This is a genomic window from Streptomyces sp. Ag109_O5-1, assembly GCF_003814875.1.
In the GTDB taxonomy this organism is placed as follows: domain Bacteria; phylum Actinomycetota; class Actinomycetes; order Streptomycetales; family Streptomycetaceae; genus Streptomyces; species Streptomyces sasae.
In genome coordinates this window covers 1,346,321-1,365,840 of record NZ_RKQF01000001.1, presented here as the reverse complement: position 1 = coordinate 1,365,840, position 19,520 = coordinate 1,346,321, and the positions used below count along the sequence as shown (strand labels likewise).

At 71.6% G+C, this 19,520-nt stretch carries 16 protein-coding genes and 1 pseudogene; 8 read left to right on the top strand and 9 right to left on the bottom strand.

Annotated elements, in window-relative coordinates; all coding sequences use genetic code 11:
- The first annotated feature begins 52 nt into the window (after nucleotides 1-52).
- Genes EDD90_RS06245 through EDD90_RS06235 form a run of 3 tightly spaced genes read left to right on the top strand, consistent with a single transcriptional unit; the run spans nucleotide 53 to nucleotide 2,609 of the window.
- Entirely contained in the window at nucleotides 53-1,258 is a 1,206-nt protein-coding gene (locus tag EDD90_RS06245; RefSeq protein ID WP_123972141.1) for a thiolase family protein, read from the top strand.
- Nucleotides 1,255-1,950 (top strand): 3-oxoacid CoA-transferase subunit A, encoded by a 696-nt coding sequence (locus EDD90_RS06240; protein WP_123972140.1) that lies wholly within the window; start codon nucleotides 1,255-1,257, stop codon nucleotides 1,948-1,950. The genes EDD90_RS06245 and EDD90_RS06240 overlap by 4 nt, the downstream gene beginning before the upstream one ends.
- Nucleotides 1,947-2,609 carry a 3-oxoacid CoA-transferase subunit B gene (locus EDD90_RS06235; RefSeq protein WP_123972139.1) on the top strand — a complete coding sequence of 221 codons (663 nt, stop codon included), beginning with the start codon at nucleotides 1,947-1,949 and terminating at the stop codon, nucleotides 2,607-2,609. Before EDD90_RS06240 ends, EDD90_RS06235 begins: the two co-directional genes overlap by 4 nt.
- A gap of 483 nt (nucleotides 2,610-3,092) precedes the next feature.
- On the opposite strand, the gene EDD90_RS06230 is transcribed toward EDD90_RS06235, so the two are convergent.
- Together EDD90_RS06230 and EDD90_RS06225 are read right to left on the bottom strand one after the other, a co-directional pair.
- Nucleotides 3,093-4,994, bottom strand: a complete 1,902-nt coding sequence (locus EDD90_RS06230; RefSeq protein ID WP_123972138.1) for an OmpL47-type beta-barrel domain-containing protein — start codon at nucleotides 4,992-4,994, stop codon at nucleotides 3,093-3,095.
- A 163-nt stretch (nucleotides 4,995-5,157) separates the two neighbouring features.
- Nucleotides 5,158-5,591, bottom strand: a pseudogene (locus EDD90_RS06225) (SDR family oxidoreductase); the annotation flags it as partial.
- Between EDD90_RS06225 and EDD90_RS06220 the strand changes: the two are divergent.
- Nucleotides 5,575-6,111 (top strand): hypothetical protein, encoded by a 537-nt coding sequence (locus tag EDD90_RS06220; RefSeq protein WP_185149698.1) that lies wholly within the window; start codon nucleotides 5,575-5,577, stop codon nucleotides 6,109-6,111. The pseudogene EDD90_RS06225 and the gene EDD90_RS06220 overlap by 17 nt on opposite strands.
- Nucleotides 6,112-6,235: 124 nt before the next feature.
- On the opposite strand, the gene EDD90_RS06215 is transcribed toward EDD90_RS06220, so the two are convergent.
- From EDD90_RS06215 to EDD90_RS06205, 3 genes are all read right to left on the bottom strand, one after another.
- The gene (locus EDD90_RS06215; protein WP_123972136.1) at nucleotides 6,236-7,138 is read right to left on the bottom strand and encodes a GNAT family N-acetyltransferase; all 903 of its coding nucleotides are present in this window, start codon (nucleotides 7,136-7,138) and stop codon (nucleotides 6,236-6,238) included.
- A gap of 387 nt (nucleotides 7,139-7,525) precedes the next feature.
- The gene (locus tag EDD90_RS06210; protein WP_123972135.1) at nucleotides 7,526-8,263 is read right to left on the bottom strand and encodes a class I SAM-dependent methyltransferase; all 738 of its coding nucleotides are present in this window, start codon (nucleotides 8,261-8,263) and stop codon (nucleotides 7,526-7,528) included.
- A 101-nt stretch (nucleotides 8,264-8,364) separates the two neighbouring features.
- Nucleotides 8,365-8,760, bottom strand: coding sequence for a nuclear transport factor 2 family protein (locus tag EDD90_RS06205; RefSeq protein WP_123972134.1), 396 nt, complete (start codon nucleotides 8,758-8,760; stop codon nucleotides 8,365-8,367).
- Nucleotides 8,761-8,816: 56 nt separating this feature from the next.
- Between EDD90_RS06205 and EDD90_RS06200 the strand changes: the two genes are divergently transcribed.
- Entirely contained in the window at nucleotides 8,817-9,395 is a 579-nt protein-coding gene (locus tag EDD90_RS06200) for a PadR family transcriptional regulator (RefSeq protein WP_123972133.1), read from the top strand.
- Nucleotides 9,396-9,446: 51 nt separating this feature from the next.
- Here the strand turns inward: EDD90_RS06200 and EDD90_RS06195 are convergent, their stop codons facing one another.
- From EDD90_RS06195 to EDD90_RS06180, 4 genes are all read right to left on the bottom strand, one after another.
- Nucleotides 9,447-10,598 (bottom strand): C40 family peptidase, encoded by a 1,152-nt coding sequence (locus EDD90_RS06195; protein ID WP_398928452.1) that lies wholly within the window; start codon nucleotides 10,596-10,598, stop codon nucleotides 9,447-9,449.
- Nucleotides 10,599-10,702: 104 nt separating this feature from the next.
- A complete protein-coding gene (locus tag EDD90_RS06190) occupies nucleotides 10,703-11,242 on the bottom strand; it encodes an RNA polymerase sigma factor (protein ID WP_123972131.1) in 540 nt (179 codons plus the stop codon).
- Between the two features lie 82 nt (nucleotides 11,243-11,324).
- Nucleotides 11,325-11,990, bottom strand: a complete 666-nt coding sequence (locus tag EDD90_RS06185; RefSeq protein WP_123972130.1) for a M15 family metallopeptidase — start codon at nucleotides 11,988-11,990, stop codon at nucleotides 11,325-11,327.
- A 287-nt stretch (nucleotides 11,991-12,277) separates the two neighbouring features.
- A complete protein-coding gene (locus EDD90_RS06180; protein ID WP_123972129.1) occupies nucleotides 12,278-15,355 on the bottom strand; it encodes a BTAD domain-containing putative transcriptional regulator in 3,078 nt (1,025 codons plus the stop codon).
- A gap of 398 nt (nucleotides 15,356-15,753) precedes the next feature.
- On the opposite strand from EDD90_RS06180, the gene EDD90_RS06175 reads away from it, so the two are divergent.
- The 3 genes from EDD90_RS06175 to EDD90_RS06165 all read left to right on the top strand — a co-directional run bounded on the left by EDD90_RS06175 (nucleotide 15,754) and on the right by EDD90_RS06165 (nucleotide 19,495).
- Complete coding sequence (locus EDD90_RS06175) at nucleotides 15,754-16,689, top strand: hypothetical protein (protein WP_260327664.1); 936 nt, start codon at nucleotides 15,754-15,756, stop codon at nucleotides 16,687-16,689.
- Nucleotides 16,690-16,777: 88 nt separating this feature from the next.
- Nucleotides 16,778-17,233 carry a hypothetical protein gene (locus EDD90_RS06170; RefSeq protein ID WP_123972127.1) on the top strand — a complete coding sequence of 152 codons (456 nt, stop codon included), beginning with the start codon at nucleotides 16,778-16,780 and terminating at the stop codon, nucleotides 17,231-17,233.
- Nucleotides 17,234-17,446: 213 nt separating this feature from the next.
- A complete protein-coding gene (locus EDD90_RS06165) occupies nucleotides 17,447-19,495 on the top strand; it encodes a phosphocholine-specific phospholipase C (protein WP_123972126.1) in 2,049 nt (682 codons plus the stop codon).
- The last annotated feature ends 25 nt before the right edge of the window (nucleotides 19,496-19,520 follow it).

Sequence of the window (19,520 nt, the reverse complement as noted above, 5' to 3'; positions counted from 1 at the left end):
GCTCGAATATGCGTACTTCAGAATATCGTGGCCCGGGATTAGCGTCGCTGCCATGAGTGCTTTCCTCTACGCCGCGTCACGCACGCCGTTCGGCCGCTTCAACGGCGCGCTGGCCGGGGTGCGCCCCGACGACCTCGCCGCCGCCGCGATCACCTCGACGCTCGCCCGGGTGCCGGACCTCGACCCCGTCGCGATCGACGACGTGGTGTGGGGCAACGCCAACGGCGCCGGCGAGGAGAACCGCAACGTCGGCCGCATGGCGGCGCTGCTCGCCGGTCTTCCGGTGAGCGTGCCCGGCACCACGGTCAACCGGCTGTGCGGGTCGAGCCTCGACGCGGCGATGACGGCCAGTCGCACGATCGAGTCCGGGGACGCCGAGGTGGTGCTGACCGGCGGCGTGGAGTCCATGACGCGAGCGCCGTGGGTGCTGCCGAAGTCGGCGAAACCGTTCCCGGCCGGCGACGTCACCGCGGTCTCCACCACGCTCGGCTGGCGGCTGGTCAACCCGCGGATGCCGAAGGAGTGGACGGTCAGCCTCGGCGAGGCCAACGAACAGCTCCAGGAGCGCTTCGGGATCTCCCGCGAACGGCAGGACGAGTTCGCCGCCCGATCCCACCAACTCGCCCACACCGCATGGGAGTCGGGCTTCTACGATGACCTGGTGGTGCCGGTCGAGGGCGTCGACCTCGCCCGCGACGAGGGCATCCGGGCCGGATCCACGCCGGAGGTCCTGGCCGGGCTGCGGCCGGTCTTCCGTACGGCGGAGCAGGGCGGAACCATCACCGCGGGCAACGCCAGCCCCCTCAACGACGGCGCCTCCGCGGTGCTGCTGGGCAGCGAGAAGGCCGCGGCCGTGATCGGGGCCGACCCGATCGCCCGTATCGCCGGCCGCGGCGTGATGGCGCTGGAGCCGCAGGCCTTCGGCTACGCCCCGGTCGAGGCCGCCAACCGTGCACTGGCCCGGGCCGGGATCGGCTGGGACCAGGTGGGCGCGGTCGAGCTCAACGAGGCCTTCGCCGTGCAGTCGCTCGCCTGCGTCGACACGTGGAAGATCGACCCCGCCATCGTCAACCAGAAGGGCGGCGCCATCGCGATCGGACATCCGCTGGGCGCCTCGGGCGGCCGGATCCTCGCCACGCTGGCCAAGGTGCTGCGCGAGACGGGACAGCGCTACGGCGTCGCCGCGATCTGCATAGGAGTCGGTCAGGGCCTGGCCGTCGTACTCGAGAACTGCGCTGTCACGGGGGCGGACCGATGAGCCGCGCGGAGATCCTCGAAAGCACCGACGCCGCCGTCGCCGGGATCGAGGACGGCTCAACGATCCTCGTCGGAGGCTTCGGCCTGGCCGGGATGCCGTTCGATCTGATCGACGCGCTCATCCGGCAGGGCGCGAAGGACCTCACGATCGTGTCCAACAACGCCGGCAACGGTGATGTCGGGCTGGCCGCGCTGCTGGCCGCGGGCCGGGTGCGCAAGGTGGTGTGCTCCTTCCCACGCCAGGCCGACTCCTGGGTCTTCGACGGCCTCTACCGCGCGGGGAAGATCGAACTCGAGGTGGTGCCGCAGGGCAACCTCGCCGAGCGGATGCGCGCGGCCGGTGCCGGTATCGGCGCCTTCTACTGCCCGACCGCGGTCGGCACACCGCTGGCCGAGGGGAAGGAGGAACGGGAGATCGACGGCCGGAAGTACCTGCTGGAGTACCCCATCAAGGGGGACTACGCGCTGATCGGTGCGCACATCGCGGACGTGATGGGCAACCTCGTCTACCGGAAGACCGCCCGCAACTTCGGACCGGTCATGGCCACGGCCGCGACGACGACCATCGTCCAGGTCGACGAAGTCGTCGAGCCCGGCAAGCTCGACCCCGAGGCCGTCGTCACCCCGTCCATCTACGTCGACAGGGTCGTCCAGGTCGAGGCCCGTCACTACACCGTGCAGGGGGCACGATGACCATCACGCGAAGCGATCAGGTGCGCGCCGACCACCGGCTCTCGATGGATGAACTGGCCGCCGTCATCGCACGTGACATCCCGGCCGGTTCCTTCGTCAACCTCGGCATCGGGCAGCCCACCAAGATCGCCGACCATCTGCCGGCCGGCTCCGGGGTGGTGCTGCACACCGAGAACGGCATGCTCAACATGGGCCCGAAGGCCGAGGGCGACGCGGTCGACCCCGACCTGACCAACGCCGGCAAGGTCCCGGTGACCGAGCTGCCCGGGGCGGCGTACTTCCACCACGCCGACTCCTTCGCGATGATGCGCGGCGGGCACCTCGATGTCTGCGTCCTGGGGGCCTACCAGGTCGCCTTCGACGGCGACCTCGCCAACTGGACCACCGGCAAGCCCGAGGACATCCCAGCCGTCGGGGGCGCCATGGACCTCGCCATCGGCGCGAAGGACGTCTACGTGATGATGACGCTCTTCACCCGCTCCGGTGAACCGAAACTCGTGGAGCGGTGCACCTACCCGCTCACGGGTGTCGGCTGCGTGAGCCGCGTCTACACCGACCACGGCGTCTTCGACGTCGGCCCCGACGGCGTACGGATCCGGGAGACCTACGGCGTCAACGCTCACGAACTCGCGGAGCGACTCGGCATCCAACTGTCGTAGACCGCTTCCTTGCCGCACCGCCCGGACTGTGCCGCGTTCCGGCGGAAGGCGGCCACCTGGCTGGCCGACCGGCCCCGCTCTCTCGGCCGCTGAACAGCGTCAACCAGGTCGGGGTCGTCCACTCCGACGGGACCACCGAGACCGTCCTGACCGCCTTGCTCCGCCCACCTCGGTCGCGGTACGCGGAAACCCGGCTCCGCCGTACTGGACTGAGGTCCTGTTCCGGGGGCCCGCGAGTGTCGGGCGGGGTCGTCGCACCCTGGCCCTTGTCACGTGCCGCGAACGGTGGACAACGCCGAGCGGCAACCGGACAGCGCGTCGGCACGAGACGCCCGGAGGGACGATGAGGCGCACGATGCCGTGAGTCGGAGGTGAGTCACGGGGGTGGCAGCGGAGCGCGGCCGCCGGCCGGCAAAACCGGACGGCCCGCCGGGCGAGCCGGGGGCCGTCAGGGTGTCTCGGGTCAGGAGCCGGAGTCCGGGGTCAGGAGCCCCCGCCCCCGTGTCCGTGCGAGTCGCTCTTGATGCGGATACCTAGGGACTTCGCGAGCTCGTGGTTCTGCGCGTGGTCGATCGAGCGGAACAGCAGTTCGTGCTTGCCGTCGCCGCGCACCTTGATCCGTGAGGTGTACTTCTTCCAGCCCTTGCCGTCGAGGTCGTACTCGGTCCTGGCCACACCGGACAGGTCGTCCGTGGCGGTGAGGGTGACGGTGACGTTCGAGTGGTAGACACCGTGGCTGTCGGGGCGCGGGGTCGTCCTGGCCCTGGTGACCGGAGGCGTGGTGTCCAGCGGTTCGTTCATCGCCTCGTCGGCCGGAGTCATCTCGTCCTCCAAGGTCGGCGCCGGCATGGTGCCCGAGGAACTGGTGCCGATGGAGCCGGCACGGAGCAGGAGGTTGCTCCAGTCGTCCCAGCCGGTGAGCGTGGTGCGCGCTCCGTCGTTGTTGACGTCGTAGCCGACCAGACCCGTGATCTGGCCGTCGCAGTTCCAGTCGACCTGCTTGTCCGCCGCGGGAACGGTGACGAAGGAGCCGCCCCCTGCCTGGTTCGGACAGTAGTGCTTCAGGTCGTAGTTCCCGCTGCTGGTCGGATACGACCTCTCGTCGAGGCTGTTCTCGTCGAGTGCGGTGCTCTGACGGGAGAAGTCCATCGTTCCGGTGGTGGACCCGGAGGTGAGGCCCATCTGGTACAGGTAGTTCATCACGCTGAAGTACTGCGGCTTGTGGTTGACGTCGTTGTTCCCGCCGTGCTCCAGGTTGAGGTTGTGGCCCAACTCGTGCATGAACGTACCGGCCTGCTCGGAGACGGTGCCCACCTGATTGGTGAAGCTGCCCAGGCTGACGATGAGGTCACTGCCCGGGGTGGGGGCGATACCGCTGGAGGTGCTGCCGGACTCCAGGTTGTGTGCCGAGATGGCGTAGTGGAAGATCGGCGCCCGACCGGTGCTGGTGAAGCCTCCGGCCTCCGTCTTGATCGTGTTGAACGCATTCCACTGGTAGCGGCCGTTGACCGAGGTTCCCAGGTTCTTCGTCTCGGGGAGTTTTCGGGCCGTGCTCAGGGTTCCCCACGTCTTGTTGGTCGCGAAGTCGAGGATGCTGTCCGGCCCGGCGTCCACGTGCAGGTTGATGCCGGTGCTCGGCGAGTGGCGGCGGTACGGCGAGTTCGCGAAGGCGTTGACCACCCGCTTGATCGCGTCGGCCGAGAGGGCGTGGCTGTGTGTCGTGTCCGCCATCCAGTCCACCTGGACGAAGATGTCCGGCTTGTTGACGCTGGCCCCCATCGCCGGCAGGTCGATGAACTTCAGGCCGGGCCCGGGCTGGGTGTGGGCGCTGCCGTCGGCCGGGTTGATGTAGACACCGTTCGTCTTCCAGCTGTCGGGGATTCCGTCGCAGGTCCTGGAGCTGCAGTCGAAGGTGAAGTCGACGGTCGGGTCGAGACCCTGTCCACCGCTGTGGCTGACCACGTAGCTGGACGGTGCCGACTCGGTGTAGCTCGCCGTACCAACCAGGGGGGCGTTCCACCCGATGTTCACCCGCCCGGACTCCCGGGCGATGTTGAATGCCACGGTCCCCACGTTGCCGCTGGGGTCGTTGCACGCGTTGAGGGTCCAGGTGGCGGTGGCGCCCGCGTCGATACGGTCCGGCAGGGTGGCGGGGCACCCGTTGTACCTGTTCGAGCCCAGGGTCAGGTCGCGGTCGCTGTTGTTGGTGAACCTCACGGTCAGGAGGGAACCCGAACGCAGCGCGGCGGCGGCCGGTGTGCCGGCTGCCGCCAGAGTGACCAGTACCAAGGTCAGTATGCCCAGGACCGCGAGCCTGCCGGAGTGGGACAGGCCTGTGCTGTCGGCTCTTCTCCCGACAGCACCGATATGACGCTGTGTGTTCATGGCCGCACGGTATGGTGACGCCCGGTTTCCACCCCGCGTGACGCGACGCGTGGTCACTCCACTGGCCGGGCGCAGGGCCGGGGCATCGACGTGGTCGTGCAGCGGGCTCCAGGACGGAGGTTTCGGCGGTCCGGTTCGCGGGGAGCGCACCTCCCGTTGCGGCTCAGTCCATCCCGCCGAAGACGTCCTGGTCGCAGTCGATGACCGAGCCGGTCACCACACCGCTGCGGTCGGAGAGCAGGAAGACGACGAAGTCCGCGATCTCGTCGACCTGGCCGAGTTTGTCCATCGGCTGGGCCGCGGCGGCCTTCTCGCGCCAGTCGTCGCCCGCGCCGTGAAAGGGGCGCTGGGTCGCGTCCTCGCCCTCGGTGTCCGTCCAGCCGATGTTCAGGACGTTGATCCGGATGCGGTCCCAGCGGTGGGCGTGCGCGGAGTTGACGGTCAGTCCCGCCAGTCCGGCCTTGGCGGTGGTGCCGGGTGCCTCGCGGCCGTTCATGGCGGCCACCGCGGCCTGCATCGAGAAGACGAGAAGAACGGCGCCCGCAGGTTGACCGCGATGTGCCGGTCGAACAGCTCCGGCGTGGTGTCCAGGAGCGAGGACGAACCCGGTGCCGCGGGCCTCATGTACGCGGGGTTCGGCATCGCCAGTGCGCTGGCCGGCGCGGCCTGCGCACTGCCGATGCCGGGGCGGTTCACCCTGCGGGCCCGCTACGTCGTCTTCGCCGCGGCACTCTTCGCGGGCATGCTCGTCCTGGCCGGCGGCACCCGGCTCGTGTCCGTCCCCGCGGCCGTCGCCCTGGCGGGCTTCACCGTCGCGCCCTACATGATCAGCCTGTACGCCCTCACCGAACGGCTCGCCCCCGCCGAACGCGCCGCCGTCGCCATGACCGTCCTGTGCGCGGGCGGCCCCCTCGGCACCGCCGCCGGGCAGGCCGCCTCCGGCGGCCTCGCCCAGACCCACGGTGCCGACGGCGCCCTCCTGGTGACCCTCACCGCAGCAGGCGGTGCCCTCCTGCTCGCGGTGTCGGCCGTCCTGGCCGACCGCAACCGCACCATCTGGATCATCGACCGGGCTCCTGCACGTCCCGCGCTCCCGGAAACAGCGGACGCCGTCTGACCGACGGCGGAGCCGGCCGGGGACCACCGCTGTCGGTGAGCGGTTCGGCCCCGGCCGGCCTGATCGGTTGCGCGCTCGTGGCAGGGAGATCAGGCGGTCGTCGCGCTCGGCGGGATCCGGGTGGTCAGACCGTCGTCCTTGGTGAGGGCGAGGCGCCGGCCGCAGGCGCCCGTGAGGCGAAGTCGTACGGGGCCCAGTCGGTGACCCGGCGGTATCCGAGGCGCTGGTAGAGGGCGTTGCTGGTGCGGTTGCCCGCGTCCGTGTACAGCACGACCTCCGTGGCGCCCCCGGCCAGCGCGGCGCGGCTCACCTCCGCGGTCACGGCGGCGGCATAGCCACGGCCGCGGAGACGGGCCGGGGTGTAGACCGGGTCCACCCGGACCATGCCGGCGATCATCGGGTTCACGCCGGCCATGGAGACGGGGGTGCCGTCCGGGGTCTCCCAGAAGGTGTAGCTCTTCTCGGCGAACCGGGTGCCGGCCCAGGTACCGGCGTCGATGGTGACGGTCTCGCCGAGGTCCGCGGCGAGTTCACGGCACCAGCGCATGAGGTGCTCGTGGTCGTGCTCGCCCACGCGGCGGCCATGTCCGTCCGGGTGCGGCTCCGGCGGGGTGAGGGTGTCCAGACGGTAGAGGTGCATCCGGACGCGGAGTGTGGGCGTCGCGCCGGTGTGCCGCTGCCAGGCCTCGGCGAACGCGGTGGCGGTGTCGTGGTCCGCGGTGACGCCGGCGAGGGTGTGGCCGAGGCCGGTGAGCCAGGCGGCGAGGGTGTCGGCCTGGGCGGGGGAGAGCGGGGTGAGGGTCAGCCGGTGGCTCGGCGGGCGGTAGAAGATCGCCTGGGTGCCGCCGTCCGATTCCAGTCGGCCGAAGAGAACGGTTCCGGGAGTGAACGCGCCCGGCTGGGTCCGCCACTTCTCCATCGTGGTCAGCGGTGTGTTGTGCAGGACGGGGCGCGAGCGGAGGAAGTCTCCGGCGTGGGCGAGGAAATCGTCGATGTCTTCGGTGAGGTACCAGGCATCCGGGCGCATGCTGCATGATCCCGAACTGACGCGCATCCGGGTAGCCGTTGCGGGAAGAGCAGTCGTGATCAGGCCGCGGCCGCGCGCAGTTGCTGGCCGGGGCGAACCGTGTTGGGCCGACTCCTGCCGTTCGTCGTGCAGTTGGGAAGGAGGTCAGCTCAGGCTGTCCCGGCCCGCTGGTGCGGTGCTCGGCCGCGCGCGGACGTCGGGCCGCGCCGCGCCGCGGGGCGGCCGTTCTCCCGCCGCCGCGCCCCGCATACTGAGCGAGGAGGAAACCACCCTGGCGCACAACGGCGGTTCGGCGATGCCGACATGGCCCCGGGGCGACTTCGACCTGCCGACTGCCGGCCGGCTTTGTCGTCGGGCAGGAGCCCGACGTACTGGACCGACGTGCGGTCAGCGGCGGGTGGTGTCGATGATCAGGTAGGGGGCGAGGCCGGACCCGGCGGGGCGGTCGGAGTCCGGCAGGGCCGGGGTGTCCGTGGCAGGCGCGGGGAATCCCGCCCCGGTGAGCAGCGCGCGGTACGCGGACAGCGGACGGTAGTAGCAGGCGGTGGTGACGGAAGTGCCGTCGAGCTGGCGCAGCACCGTGGGCACGGGGTCGCCTTCGGAGTACGACGCGCCCTCGTCGCCGAACCGGAGCGTGGCGAACCGCTCTCCCACGGCGTCCGGGTTGAGGTCGGCGAGGACATAGGGGGCGCTCGGCCGGAGCACCCGGTGGATCTCGGCGGTCAGCGCGGCCAGCCGGGTGTCGTCGGGGTCGGTGCAGTAGACCAGGCAGCAGACGGCCGCGTCGATGCTGCCGTCCGGGATCCAGGCCAGCGAACGGCCGTCGAAGAGGCGGTAGTCGACGCGCGGATCGGCGCGGTCGGCGCGGGCGATGTCCAGTATGTGCGCCGAGGGATCGACACCCTGCACCGACCAGCCGCGCGCCTGGGCCAACTCCAGGGCCAGGGCACCGGTGCCGCAGCCCACGTCGAGGACGGTCGCGCCGGGCCCCCGGGGAACGCCTACGCGGTCCAGGACCGCAGGGAAGATCAGCTGCCGGGCCAGCCTCATGTCACGGTTGCGGTAGGCGGCCGCGGCCGCGGGGGTGTCCCAGGCGAGCGCCTGCGGCCGGTCGGAAGCGGTCATGGCCCAGAGTCTCGTGGCCGTGCCCGGCTCCCACCAGTCCCTCGACCGGGCAGTCCCCCGATCGGGCGATCATGGGAACCGGAGGACGACGGCCCGGCCGGTCACTGCGCGGCGGCGGCCTCCTGGGCGATCCGCTCGAACTGGGCGCCCATCGCCTCGGACAGCGCCTGGGCGGCCGACAGAGGGCGCACCATCACCGTGAACTCGTCGATCTTCCCGTTCTCGTCGAAGTGCAGGAAGTCGCAGCCCTGGAGCTTCCTGCCGGCCACGGTCGCCGTGAAGACGAAGGCATGGTCCCGGCCGTCGGGGTTCGCGATCTCCCGGACGTAGACGAAGTCCTCGAACACCCGGGACACTGCGCGCAGGATCGCGGCGGTGATCGCCTTGCCCGGATACGGCTTGAACGCGACCGGGCTGGTGAAGACGACGTCGTCGGCCAGCAGGGCGGCCACGGCGTCCATGTCGTCGCTCTCGACGGCCTTGCGGAAGGGGTGCATGGGGTCCACCTCACCTATTCAAAAAGTTGAGTAATTTCGCATGCTAGCGTGTCCCCATGGCTCTGCGGAATGCGGTGATGGCCGCCCTCCTGGAGGGAGAGGCCTCCGGGTACGACCTCGCGAAGGGATTCGACGCGACGGTCGCCAACTTCTGGACGGCGACGCCCCAGCAGCTCTACCGCGAACTGGACCGCATGGAGGCGGACGGACTGGTCGCCGCCCGCGTGGTCGAGCAGGAACGCAGGCCCAACAAGCGGCTGTTCTCGCTGACCGACGCCGGCCGTGAGGCGGTACGCGCTCATACGGCCGAGCCCCCTGGCCGGCCTGCGGTGGTCCGCGACGAGCTGCTGGTCAAGGTGCAGTGCGCGGACGCCGGTGACATCGAGGCGGTCCGGACGGCCGTCGCCGAACGCATGGAGTGGGCCGCCGCCAAACTCGCCCGCTACGAACGGATCAGGCAGCGCCTTCTCGCCGGCCGCTCCGAGGAGGCGTACTTCGCCGAGGCGGACCGCATCGGCCCGTATCTCACCCTGCTGCGCGGGATGTCCTTCGAGCGGGAGAACCTCCAGTGGGGGGACCTGGCCCTGCGCAGACTGGAGCAGCGAGCCGCTACGAACAGTCAACAAAGTGAATAGGCAAGCGCGCGAGGCGCCCGAATCGTCGGGCGCCCCGCGGCCGGGTCCGGATCAGCAGGTGGCGACCCCCGGCAGCCAGGCCGGGCCCTTGATGTAGATGTTCGTCATCCACGCGCCGTTGGTCAGCTTGGACCAGGCGTCGTTGGTGTAGCCCTCGGCCGTGACCGTCTGGGCGTGGGTCTGGCAGACCACGTTGACCGTCGTCGGCTGGGCGAAGTAGTCGACGACACCGGCGTTCACATTGGGCTCGCTGTGCGTGCGCACGCCCGTGCCCCAGGTCTGGAACGCCGTGCTGCCCCCGCTCGGCGGCGGCGGGTTGTCGCCGCCGCAGTCCGGGATGCCGGGCAGTTCGGCCGGGCCCTTGATGTAGATGTTGGTCATCCAGGAACCGTCGGCGAGCTTGGCCCAGATGTCGTTGGTGTAGCCCTCGGCGGTCACCTCCTCCGCGTGCTCCTGGCACTGGACGGAGACCTGGGTGGGACCGGCGAAGGTGTCGACGACCGAGGCGTGCACGCTCGGCGTGGAGTGTGTGTGCACCCCGGTGCCCCAGGTCTCGAACGTCGAACCGCCGTTCGCCGGCGGCGGCACCGGTGTGCCGGTCGGGTTGATGCGGATCGCGCCCGCGTAGTCGCCGCCCGTGCGCACCGGCGTCACCCTGATGTGGGTGCCGGACTCGTAGGCCTCGACCATCTGCCCCGCGCCCAGGTACATGGCGACATGGTGGATGTACCCGCTGCCCCAGAACATCAGGTCACCCGGGACCAGGGGAGCGGTGCCCTGGCCCGCCGAGAAGCGGGCCGAGGCCTGCGGGCTGTGGTACTGGTCGTCGGCCGTGCCGTTGAGCAGGTCGCGGCCGGTCGCCCGGTAGTACGCGTACCGCATCAGGCCCGAGCAGTCGAAGCCCTTGCGCTCGTTGTCGTGCAGGCTGTCGGGGTCGGAGCCGTCGTAGTAGCCGTACGTGGCACCGGGCGTGGCGCCGTGGCCGCCGCCCCAGCTGTACCAGACGCCGATCTGGGAGCAGGCCGCGTTCACGGCCGCCTCCGCGGTCGCCGAGGCGCCGGAGGCCAGCACACCGCAGGCGGCGTCCTGGGCGGCGGCCGGGGTGGTGACGGCCCGGGCGGTGGTGGCATGCGCGGTGGCGGACAGGAGCGGGACCGTGGCGAGAGCCGCGGCGACGGCGACAGCCCTGGCAGGTGTGGTGATTCTCAAGGTGCACATCCTTCGTTGACATGTAGCCATGTGTGGCGGGGGTCCGATGACCGACCGGGTGCCGCGTCCCACCCCCGTCGGGACGCGGCACCCGGAACTCAACCGGCCAGTGCCGCCCGCATCTTGGCCAGCGCCCGCATCCGGTTGCGCTGCACGGTGCCGCGATGGGCGCCGAGCCGTTCCCCGGCCGTGTCGTGGGTGAGCCCCTCCAGGTCGACGAGGATCACCGCGGCCGCCTCCTTCGGCGAGAGCACGCTCAGCAGCGCGAGGGCGGTGGCCGAGGCCTCGTACGAGCCGAGCCCGCCGTCCCAGCCCGCCTCGGGCAGCCGGTCGGTGGTCCGCTCCCGGCGGGATGGGTGCAGCCAGGAGTCGCGCAGCAGGTTCAGCGCGACCGTGCAGGTGTAGGCGTACGGATGCTGCTGGTGCGTCAGATTCCGGGCGCGGGCCCGCCGGGACAGCCGCAGATACGTCTCCTGCAGCAGGTCGTCCGCGTCATGCGGATTGCCGGTCAGGGCGAGCAGCCGTCTGCGCAGTCTGGGCATGTCGGCGGTGAAAGCGGCGTCGAAGTCTCCCGGGCTGATGTGGTCCCGGGCCGCCTCGCGCGGATCCTGCGTACATGTGCCGCCGTGGCTTTCCATGGTCGTCCCCCGCTGGTCGTCCGTGGTGTGAGGGATCCGTTGTATGAGGGATCCGTGGGGTGAGAAGGATCCGGTCCGCTGGTCAGACGGTCCGGACAGGTGCGGCGGCGGGCCCGTAGCGGGCGGCCGGCGCCCCGCTCAGCAGGGCCCAGTACCGGTCGCCGTAGGACCAGTGCCACCACTCGGTCGGGTAGTTGACGAAGCCGGCCGTGGTCAGCGCCCGGTCCATCAACTCCCGGTTGGCGCGGGCCTCGACGCCGATGCCCGGTGCCCCGGTACGGCAGGCACCGTCGCTCTCCTCCGGGGTGGCGTTGACCGCCGTGCCCAGCGGCAGCTCGGTGCCGTCCGCGGTGCACAGGGTCAGGTCCACGGCCCCGCCGCTGACATGGGGCGCCACCTCCGGCGGGGAGATGTAGGCGCTGGCCAGCTCACGGATGCGGTCCGGTCCGGCGCCGGGGTGGGCCGCCCGCATGATCGCCGCGTACTGCTCGAAATAACGGCGCTGCAGATCGGGCGGCCGGTATCCCTCGACCACCAGGAACCGGAGTCCGTCGGGCAGCAGCGACTGCGCCTCCAGGAGCCGGCGCAGCGCACCCGAGCGCAGATGGGCGTAGCTGCCGTCGGCGTCGGCCTGGCGGGTGTCCACCCGCAGTCCGGGCGTCCCGCGCAGATCGACCAGCGGTTCGCCGCACTCCTGCTCGGCGACCGCGGCGACCCGGGAGTCGGAGAGCGTGATGATGTCCGTCACGCAGACAACAGTGCCCGGCCCCCCTGCAACTGCGCTGCAGGTTCCCTGCAAGCGCCCCACCAGGGCTTCTGCAGACCCGCCCGGTCACGACGACTTGCGGTTCGCCCGGCTGCCCAGGGCGGCTGGCGGTCTGCCCACCTGCCCACGGCGACTTGCGGTCTGCTGGTCCGGTCACGGCGGCTCGCGGTCCTTCCGCCCGGTCACGGCGGCTCGCGGTCTGCTTGCCGGTCCACGACCGCTCTCGGTTTGCCCGTCCGTCCTCGACCACTCGCGGTCCGCCCGCTCGATTACGGCGGCTCCTCGTCCGTCCGCTCCCACGCCTCGCGCCCGCCCACCGACCGGAAGACCTCCAGCGCCTCCGACCGGGCCGCTCGCGCGGTCTGGGTGTCGCCGTCCGCCGTCCACACCGCGGCCAGGTCCCACATCGTGCGGGCCCGCCACAAGGGCAGCCCCAACTCGGCCCAGAGGGCGGCCGCGTGCTCCAGCGGTGCCCGGGCCGCGTCGGTGTCCCCGGCCGCCAGCCTCAGCTCCCCGAGCGTGCGCAGCACCAGCGCCTCCCCGAACCGGTCCTGCCGCTCCCGGGCCACCTCCAGACACCGCACCAGCCGCCGTCCCGCCTCCTCGGTCCGACCCGTGCGCAACTCCACTTTGGCCAGCGACTGTTCGGTGTACATCGCGCCGAAGGTGTCATGCAGGGCGGTGAAGAGGCGCAGCGCCTCGTGCAACTGCTGTTCGGCCTCGGCGTACCGGCCCTCGGCCCGGTCGCACAGGGCGAGGGAGCGCAGGGTGAGCCCCTCGCCGTGCCGGTCGCCGGCGGCACGGTACAGATCGAGGCCCCGGGCCAGGGCCTCCCGGGCCGCGGCCCCGCGCCCCTGCTCGCGGTGCACATACCCGATGCCGTACAGCACCCGCGCCCGGGCGCCGGCCTCGCCGTCGTCGCCGTACCGCTCCAGAGCGGCCTCCAGCAGCTCCAACGCCTCGGCATAGCGGGCCTGTTCACGGCGGGCGGTGCCCATCCCGGCCAGCGCCTGCGCCGCCCCGTCCGGAACCTGCTCCCCGAAAAGCCGCAGCGCGTCCGCGAAGTAGGCGTACGACTCCTCGAACCGGTCCTGTTCGTAGCGGAGTTGGCCGAGGCCGGTGAACAGCCAGGCCTCGCCCTCGACGTCCCCGCTGCGCCGCACCGCCGCCATGGCCGCCGTGTGCGAGTGGGACCAGGCGTCGAACTGGTTGTACAGCGCGGCCGAACTCGCTATCAGCGCCCCGGCGAGATCCCGGGCGGCCCGGGTCATGCCGTGGTCGGCGCAGTGTGTCACGGCGGCCAGCAGCCCGGCCTGTTCGGCGGCGAACCAGGCCGCCGGCCGGGCGAGCAGCGCCTCCTCGGTCTCCGGGTCCAGCGGGCGCACGGCGGCCGGTTCGGGGAAGTGCCGGGCCGCGCCGCCGGGGCCGCGGGCGGCGGCCTTCCGGGCGAGGTCCAGCCAGCAGCCGACCAGACGCAGCACGGCCGCAGCGCGTTCCTCGGCGCTCTCCTCGGCAAGACAGCGTTCGCGGGCGTGTTCCCGGGCGAGGTCGTGGATGCGGTAGCGGGCCACGCCGGTGCCGTCCACGCCGAGCACATCGATGAAGTGGCAGTCCACCAGCCGCTCGACGGCCTCCTCGGCCTCCTCGGTCCCTATGCCGAGCAGGGGAGCGGCGACCCAGGCCGCGAAGTCGGGCAGGTCCAGCAGGGCGAGACGGCGCAGTGCCCGGCGCTCCTGCGGGTCGAGGTCGGCGTAGCCGAGCTCCAGGCTGGTGCGCAACTCCAGGTCCCCGGCGCTGAGTTCGTTGAGCCGGCGGCGTTCGTCGCGCAACCGTCCGGCGAGCCGGCCCGGCGCCCAGTGCGGGCGGGCGGCGAGCCGGGCACCGGCGATGCGCACCGCGAGCGGCAGCCGCCCGCACAGGGCGACGATCTCGGCGGCCTGCTCGGGCTCCGCTCCCGTCCGCCCCTCGCCGGCCACCCGGCGCAGCAGTTCGAGGGCCTCGGCCTCGTCCGGTACGGCGAGGTCCAGATGGGCGGCGCCTTCGAGGGCCACCAGTCGGCGGCGGCTGGTCACCAGCACCGCCGAACCGGGGCCGGGCGGCAGCAGAGGCCGGACGTGTGCCTCACCGGCCGCGTTGTCCAGGACGATCAGGACCCGGCGATGTCCGATGTGGGTGCGGTACAGGCCGGTCAGCTCCTCGACCCCGGAGGGCAGCGTGTCCGGGGCGACGCCCATCGCGCGCAGCAGCCGGGCGAGCGCGTCGGCCGGCTCCAGCGGCGTGGTGTCGGCGGCCCTGAGGTCCACGAACAGACGCCCGTCCGGGAAGAGTTCGGCGGTGCGATGGCCGACGTGCACGGCGAGGGCCGTCTTGCCCATGCCGGAGCGCCCGGAGATCACCCCGATCGGGGGTGCGGTCCGGCCGGTGTCGCCGACGCCGCGCAGCAGCTCGGTGGCCCACTTGACCTGCCCGGCACGGCCCACGAAGTCGGCGATGTCCGGCGGCAGATGGGAGGGTGCGGGCGGGGGAGCCCCGTTCCTCGGGGCGGGTACCGGTACGGGCCGTGCGGTCGGCACGGGCACCGGCCGGGCGGGCTGCCCGGTTCCCAGCACACCCGTGTCATGGGTCAGCACGGCCTGGTGCACCGCCCGCAGCTCCGGCCCCGGGTCGATGCCCAGCTCGTCGCGGAGCACCGCGCGGCCCTCCTGGTAGACGCGCAGCGCGTCGGAGACCCGGCCGGTGCGGAACAGGGCGGTCATCAGCTGGCCGCGCGGCCGCTCCCGCAGCGGATGCGCGGCCACATGGGCCAGCAGCGGCGCGATCGTGTCGTCGGCCCGGTCCAGCTCCAGGGCCAGCCCGAAGGACTCCTCCTCCGCCACCAGCCGCAGCTCCGCGAGACGGGCCGCCTCGATCCGCGCGAACGACTGGCCGAGCCCCTCCATGGCCTCCCGGCCCCGCCACAGCCCGAGCGCCTCGGCCAGCACCGACGCGGCCTCCTCCGTACGCCCCAAGGACCTCCCGGCCGCGAGGAGTTCCTCGAAGCGGCGGGCGTCGACCCGGTCCGGGGCGAGGTCGGCGAGGTATCCCGGGGCCCGGGTCCGGATCAGCTCGGTCGTGCCGACCCGGGCCAGTGCCCGTCGTACGGCGGAGACATGGGTGGCGACCAGGGCGCCCGCGGTGGCCGGGGCCTCCTCGTCCCAGACGAGGTCCACCAGGCGTTCGGTGGAGACGATCTCACCCAGGTGCACCACGAGCGAGGCGAGGACGGCGAGGGGTCTGGAGCCGCCGAGCGGGGCCCGCCGGCCTCCCTCCCAGACCTCCACCGGGCCGAGCAGGCGTACTTCGAACATCGATCCCCGATCGCCGCTCCCAGCGGATGCCGACAACGATATCGGCGGCCACCGTCAGGGCAGGCCGAGAGCCGGGCCGTCATGTCCGGAACCCGTCCGGCCGACCGGCCCGACACAACCGCCGCGACGCCCGCCGTACCGAACGGAGCCGGGGCCCGCCGGTGCCTGGGGAGCCGTTCTCCCTCCTGTCGCAGTTGGCTGGTTTCTGTGGGTGGCCATAGCGGCCCCTGTGCGGGAGACGGCCGGCCGCCGGCTCTCGTATGACCGCGTACCCGGATCCGCCGCGAAATCCGTCGCGTCCGAAGTTGCCCGCGACCGGGTGTCATACGAACGCCCCTCCGATGGCGTCAACGGGCCGTAAGCACCGAGCCGTTCGCCGTCGCCCAGGGAGTCGCCCGATGAAGCGCACCGCCTTCCGTCGAAAGACCGCGCGGCTGAGCGCTGTCGCCGCCGTGGCCGCGCTCGCCCTCGCCGGCTGCTCCCGGGCGTCCGGCGACGGCTCGGCCCCTACCGCCGCGCACCGGGTCCGGGACCTCACCTACGCGGAGGACCTGCGGATCTCGGACGCCGAACAGACCCTGGTCGCCCGGTGCATGGCCCGCCGCGGGTTCCGCTACTGGACGGACCGCCCGCTGAGCCTGGCCGAGAGCAGGCCGCTCGGCTACGTCCAGGACGACGTGCGCTGGGCCCGTACCTACGGATACGGCAGCAGGATCACCGCGAAGGAGGACCGCGCCCGGCTGCACAACCCCAACAGCGCCTACCGCACGGGCCTCACGGCGACCCGGAAGGCCGCGTACGACACCGCGCTCGACGGCGGCCGGCAGGCCGAGCTGCTGCGCACCGACGTCCCCGGCGGGGGCAAGGTCAGCAAGCAGACCGGCGGCTGCGACGCCGAGGCGGAGCGGCAGCTGTACGGCGACCCGCAGACCTGGTTCCGGCTCGACACCACGGCGAGCAACCTGCGCCCGCTCTACGTCGGCAAGCTGCTGCACGACCAGCGGTTCACCGCCGCCGTGCACGCGTGGTCGGCCTGCATGAAGCGGGCCGGCCACCCCTACCCGGACCCCGGCGCCGCGCGGCAGGCCACCCGGGAGCACCCGGCGAACCAGACCCGGGCCGGGGAGGTCCGGAGCTTCGCCGCCGAGACCCGGATCGCGGTCGCCGACGCCACCTGCGCCCGCGAGGTCTCCCTCAGGTCCGTGGGCCAGGACCGCGAGGCCCACTATCTGGCCCAGCTGGACGGCGAGTACGGCGCCCGGCTGGACGCCTACCGGCAGGTGCGCCTGAAGGCGCTGGAGCGCGCCGAGCGGATCGTGCCCGCCCGCACCTGACACCTGCCGGAACCCCATGACTCCGCGGCGCTCGCCGCGGCCCTCTCCCACACCGACCGCCTCCGACGAGGCAGAACGGGAATTCATCATGCGCAAAATGACCCTCGCCCTCACCACGCTGGCCCTCGCGGCCGTCGGTTTCGCCCTGCCGGTGAACGCCCAGGCATCCGCCGGCTGCAACGCGCAGTGGCCGGGCCGCGACGGCAATGTGCGGGCCTGGAAGGACTGGGACTGCGCGGGCGGCCTGCTCGGCGTCACCGCGGGCAACGACGCCAACTGGGCCGACGGCTCCGGCGGTTTCCAGGGCGTCGGCAACGTCGCCTCCTCCGTGATGAACAGCGGCTACGTCGGCGGCAAGGACGTCGTGGCCTTCTACTACTACGCCAACTACTCGGGCGGCTACGGCTGCCTCAAGCCGGGCGAGCTCTACGTGGACGACCTCACCCGTGACCACTTCACGGACGGCCACTCCATGAACGACAACATCCTGTCCCACCAGTGGGTGACGGAGAGCGCCTGCGCCGCGGGCTCCTTCATCAGCTGACACCCCGGCCGACCGGTCACGGCCGAGGTCGTCCCCTCGTCCGTGACCGGGTCCGCCCGCCTCCTTACCGACCGCCTACCTCGCGTACCTCCGAGATTCACATCCGCGCCACCAGACCCTTCCCTGACGTTCGGTGCCCTTGGAACACTCGCTCCCGCGCACTGTCCGCCCTGTTCCGGCCATCCGTACGTCAGGATGAGAGGTCGTTCACCCATGACCGAAGTAAACCGGCGCCGATTCCTTCAACTCGCGGGCGCCACCACGGCGTTCACGGCGCTCTCCAGCAGCATCGAGCGCGCCGCCGCGCTCCCCGCGAACCACCGCACGGGGTCGATCGAGGATGTCGAGCACATAGTCGTCCTGATGCAGGAGAACCGTTCGTTCGACCACTATTTCGGTACCCTCAGAGGTGTCCGCGGCTTCGGCGACCCGCGTCCGGTCACCCAGAACAACAAGTCCGTGTGGAACCAGTCGAACGGTACGAAGGACATCCTGCCCTTCCACCCGGACGCCGACGACCTGGGCCTCGCCTTCATCCAGGACCTCCCGCACGGCTGGAGCGACACGCACAACGCCGTCAACGGCGGCAAGTACGACAAGTGGGTGCCGGCCAAGGGCTCCACGACCATGGCGTACCTGAACCGGGACGACATCCCGTTCCATTACGCGCTCGCCGACGCCTTCACCGTCTGCGACGCCTACCACTGCTCGTTCATGGGCTCCACCGACCCGAACCGCTACTACATGTGGACGGGTTACACGGGCAACGACGGCCAGGGCGGCGGCCCGGTCCTCGGCAACGACGAGGCCGGCTACAGCTGGACGACCTACCCGGAGCGCCTGGAGAAGGCGGGCGTCTCCTGGAAGATCTACCAGGACGTCGGCGACGGCCTGGACGCGGCCGGCGGCTGGGGCTGGATCCAGGACGCCTACCGCGGCAACTACGGCGACAACTCGCTGCTCTACTTCAAGCAGTACCAGAACGCCAAGCCCGGCGACCCGCTGTACGACAAGGCCCGCACCGGCACCGACGCCACCAAGGGCGAGGGCTTCTTCGACCAGCTGAAGGCCGACGTCAAGGCCGGCAAGCTGCCGCAGATCTCCTGGGTCGTCGCCCCCGAGGCCTTCACCGAGCACCCCAACTGGCCCGCCAACTACGGCGCCTGGTACGTCTCGCAGGTCCTCGACGCGCTCACCGCCGACCCCGAGGTGTGGGCGAAGACGGCCGTGTTCATCACGTACGACGAGAATGACGGCTTCTTCGACCACCTGATCCCGCCGTTCCCGCCGGCCTCCGCCGCACAGGGCAAGTCCACGGTCGATCCGAGCCTGGACCTCTTCAAGGGCGACGCGAGCCACGCGGCCGGTGCCTACGGCCTCGGCCAGCGCGTCCCGATGATCGTCGTCTCCCCGTGGAGCAAGGGCGGTTACGTCTGCTCCGAGACGCTCGACCACACCTCGATCATCCGGTTCATGGAGAACCGCTTCGGCGTCCACGAGCCGAACATCTCGCCCTGGCGGCGCGCCGTCAGCGGTGACCTGACGGCCGCGTTCGACTTCTCCCGCAAGGACACCAAGCCGGTGGCGCTGCCCGCCACGGACGGCTACCAGCCGCCGGACAAGAACCGCCACCCCGACTACGTGCCCACCCCGCCGGCCAACCCGGTCCTGCCCAGGCAGGAGCGCGGCTCGCGGCCCACCCGGCCGCTCAAGTACGCCCCGGTGGTGGACGGTTCGCTGGACGCGGCGACCGGTAGGTTCACGCTCGCCTTCGCGTCGGGTGCGCACGCCGGCGCAGCCTTCCTGGTCACCTCCAACAACCGCACCGACGGCCCCTGGAGCTACACCACCGAGGCCGGCAAGTCCGTCTCCGACACCTGGAACACGGCGTACTCGAACGGCTCGTACGACCTGACCGTGCACGGCCCGAACGGCTTCCTGCGCACCTTCCAGGGTCCCGGCAAGGTGGCGGGCCCCGAGGTCACGGCGCGCCCCGTCGGCGACGACATCGAGCTCACCCTCGCCAACAAGGGCTCCGGCACGGTGAAGCTGACGCTGGCGAACGGGTACGGCGGCAAGCCGTGCACGGTCACCGTGCGGGCCGGGGCGACCGTGAAGCACACCGTCGACCTCGCGCACAGCCGTCGTTGGTACGACGTGACCGTCACCTCCGACGCCGACAAGTCCTTTGTGCGGCGGTTCGCCGGACATGTCGAGAACGGCCGTCCGGGCGTCAGCGACCCGGCGATCAGCACCGACTGACGGGGCGGTGAGGGCGCATCGTGCG

Excerpts from the sequence above, each read along its gene's own strand:
- EDD90_RS06200 (WP_123972133.1), top strand. The coding sequence starts at position 8,817 with ATGGCTCTGCGGAATGCGGTGATGGCCGCCCTCCTGGAGGGAGAGGCC.
- EDD90_RS06180 (WP_123972129.1), bottom strand. The coding sequence starts at position 15,355 with ATGTTCGAAGTACGCCTGCTCGGCCCGGTGGAGGTCTGGGAGGGAGGC.
- EDD90_RS06230 (WP_123972138.1), bottom strand. The coding sequence starts at position 4,994 with ATGAACACACAGCGTCATATCGGTGCTGTCGGGAGAAGAGCCGACAGC.
- EDD90_RS06205 (WP_123972134.1), bottom strand. The coding sequence starts at position 8,760 with ATGCACCCCTTCCGCAAGGCCGTCGAGAGCGACGACATGGACGCCGTG.
- EDD90_RS06245 (WP_123972141.1), top strand. The coding sequence starts at position 53 with ATGAGTGCTTTCCTCTACGCCGCGTCACGCACGCCGTTCGGCCGCTTC.
- EDD90_RS06235 (WP_123972139.1), top strand. The coding sequence starts at position 1,947 with ATGACCATCACGCGAAGCGATCAGGTGCGCGCCGACCACCGGCTCTCG.
- EDD90_RS06165 (WP_123972126.1), top strand. The coding sequence starts at position 17,447 with ATGACCGAAGTAAACCGGCGCCGATTCCTTCAACTCGCGGGCGCCACC.
- EDD90_RS06190 (WP_123972131.1), bottom strand. The coding sequence starts at position 11,242 with ATGGAAAGCCACGGCGGCACATGTACGCAGGATCCGCGCGAGGCGGCC.
- EDD90_RS06170 (WP_123972127.1), top strand. The coding sequence starts at position 16,778 with ATGCGCAAAATGACCCTCGCCCTCACCACGCTGGCCCTCGCGGCCGTC.
- EDD90_RS06215 (WP_123972136.1), bottom strand. The coding sequence starts at position 7,138 with ATGCGCCCGGATGCCTGGTACCTCACCGAAGACATCGACGATTTCCTC.
- EDD90_RS06240 (WP_123972140.1), top strand. The coding sequence starts at position 1,255 with ATGAGCCGCGCGGAGATCCTCGAAAGCACCGACGCCGCCGTCGCCGGG.
- EDD90_RS06175 (WP_260327664.1), top strand. The coding sequence starts at position 15,754 with ATGAAGCGCACCGCCTTCCGTCGAAAGACCGCGCGGCTGAGCGCTGTC.
- EDD90_RS06210 (WP_123972135.1), bottom strand. The coding sequence starts at position 8,263 with ATGACCGCTTCCGACCGGCCGCAGGCGCTCGCCTGGGACACCCCCGCG.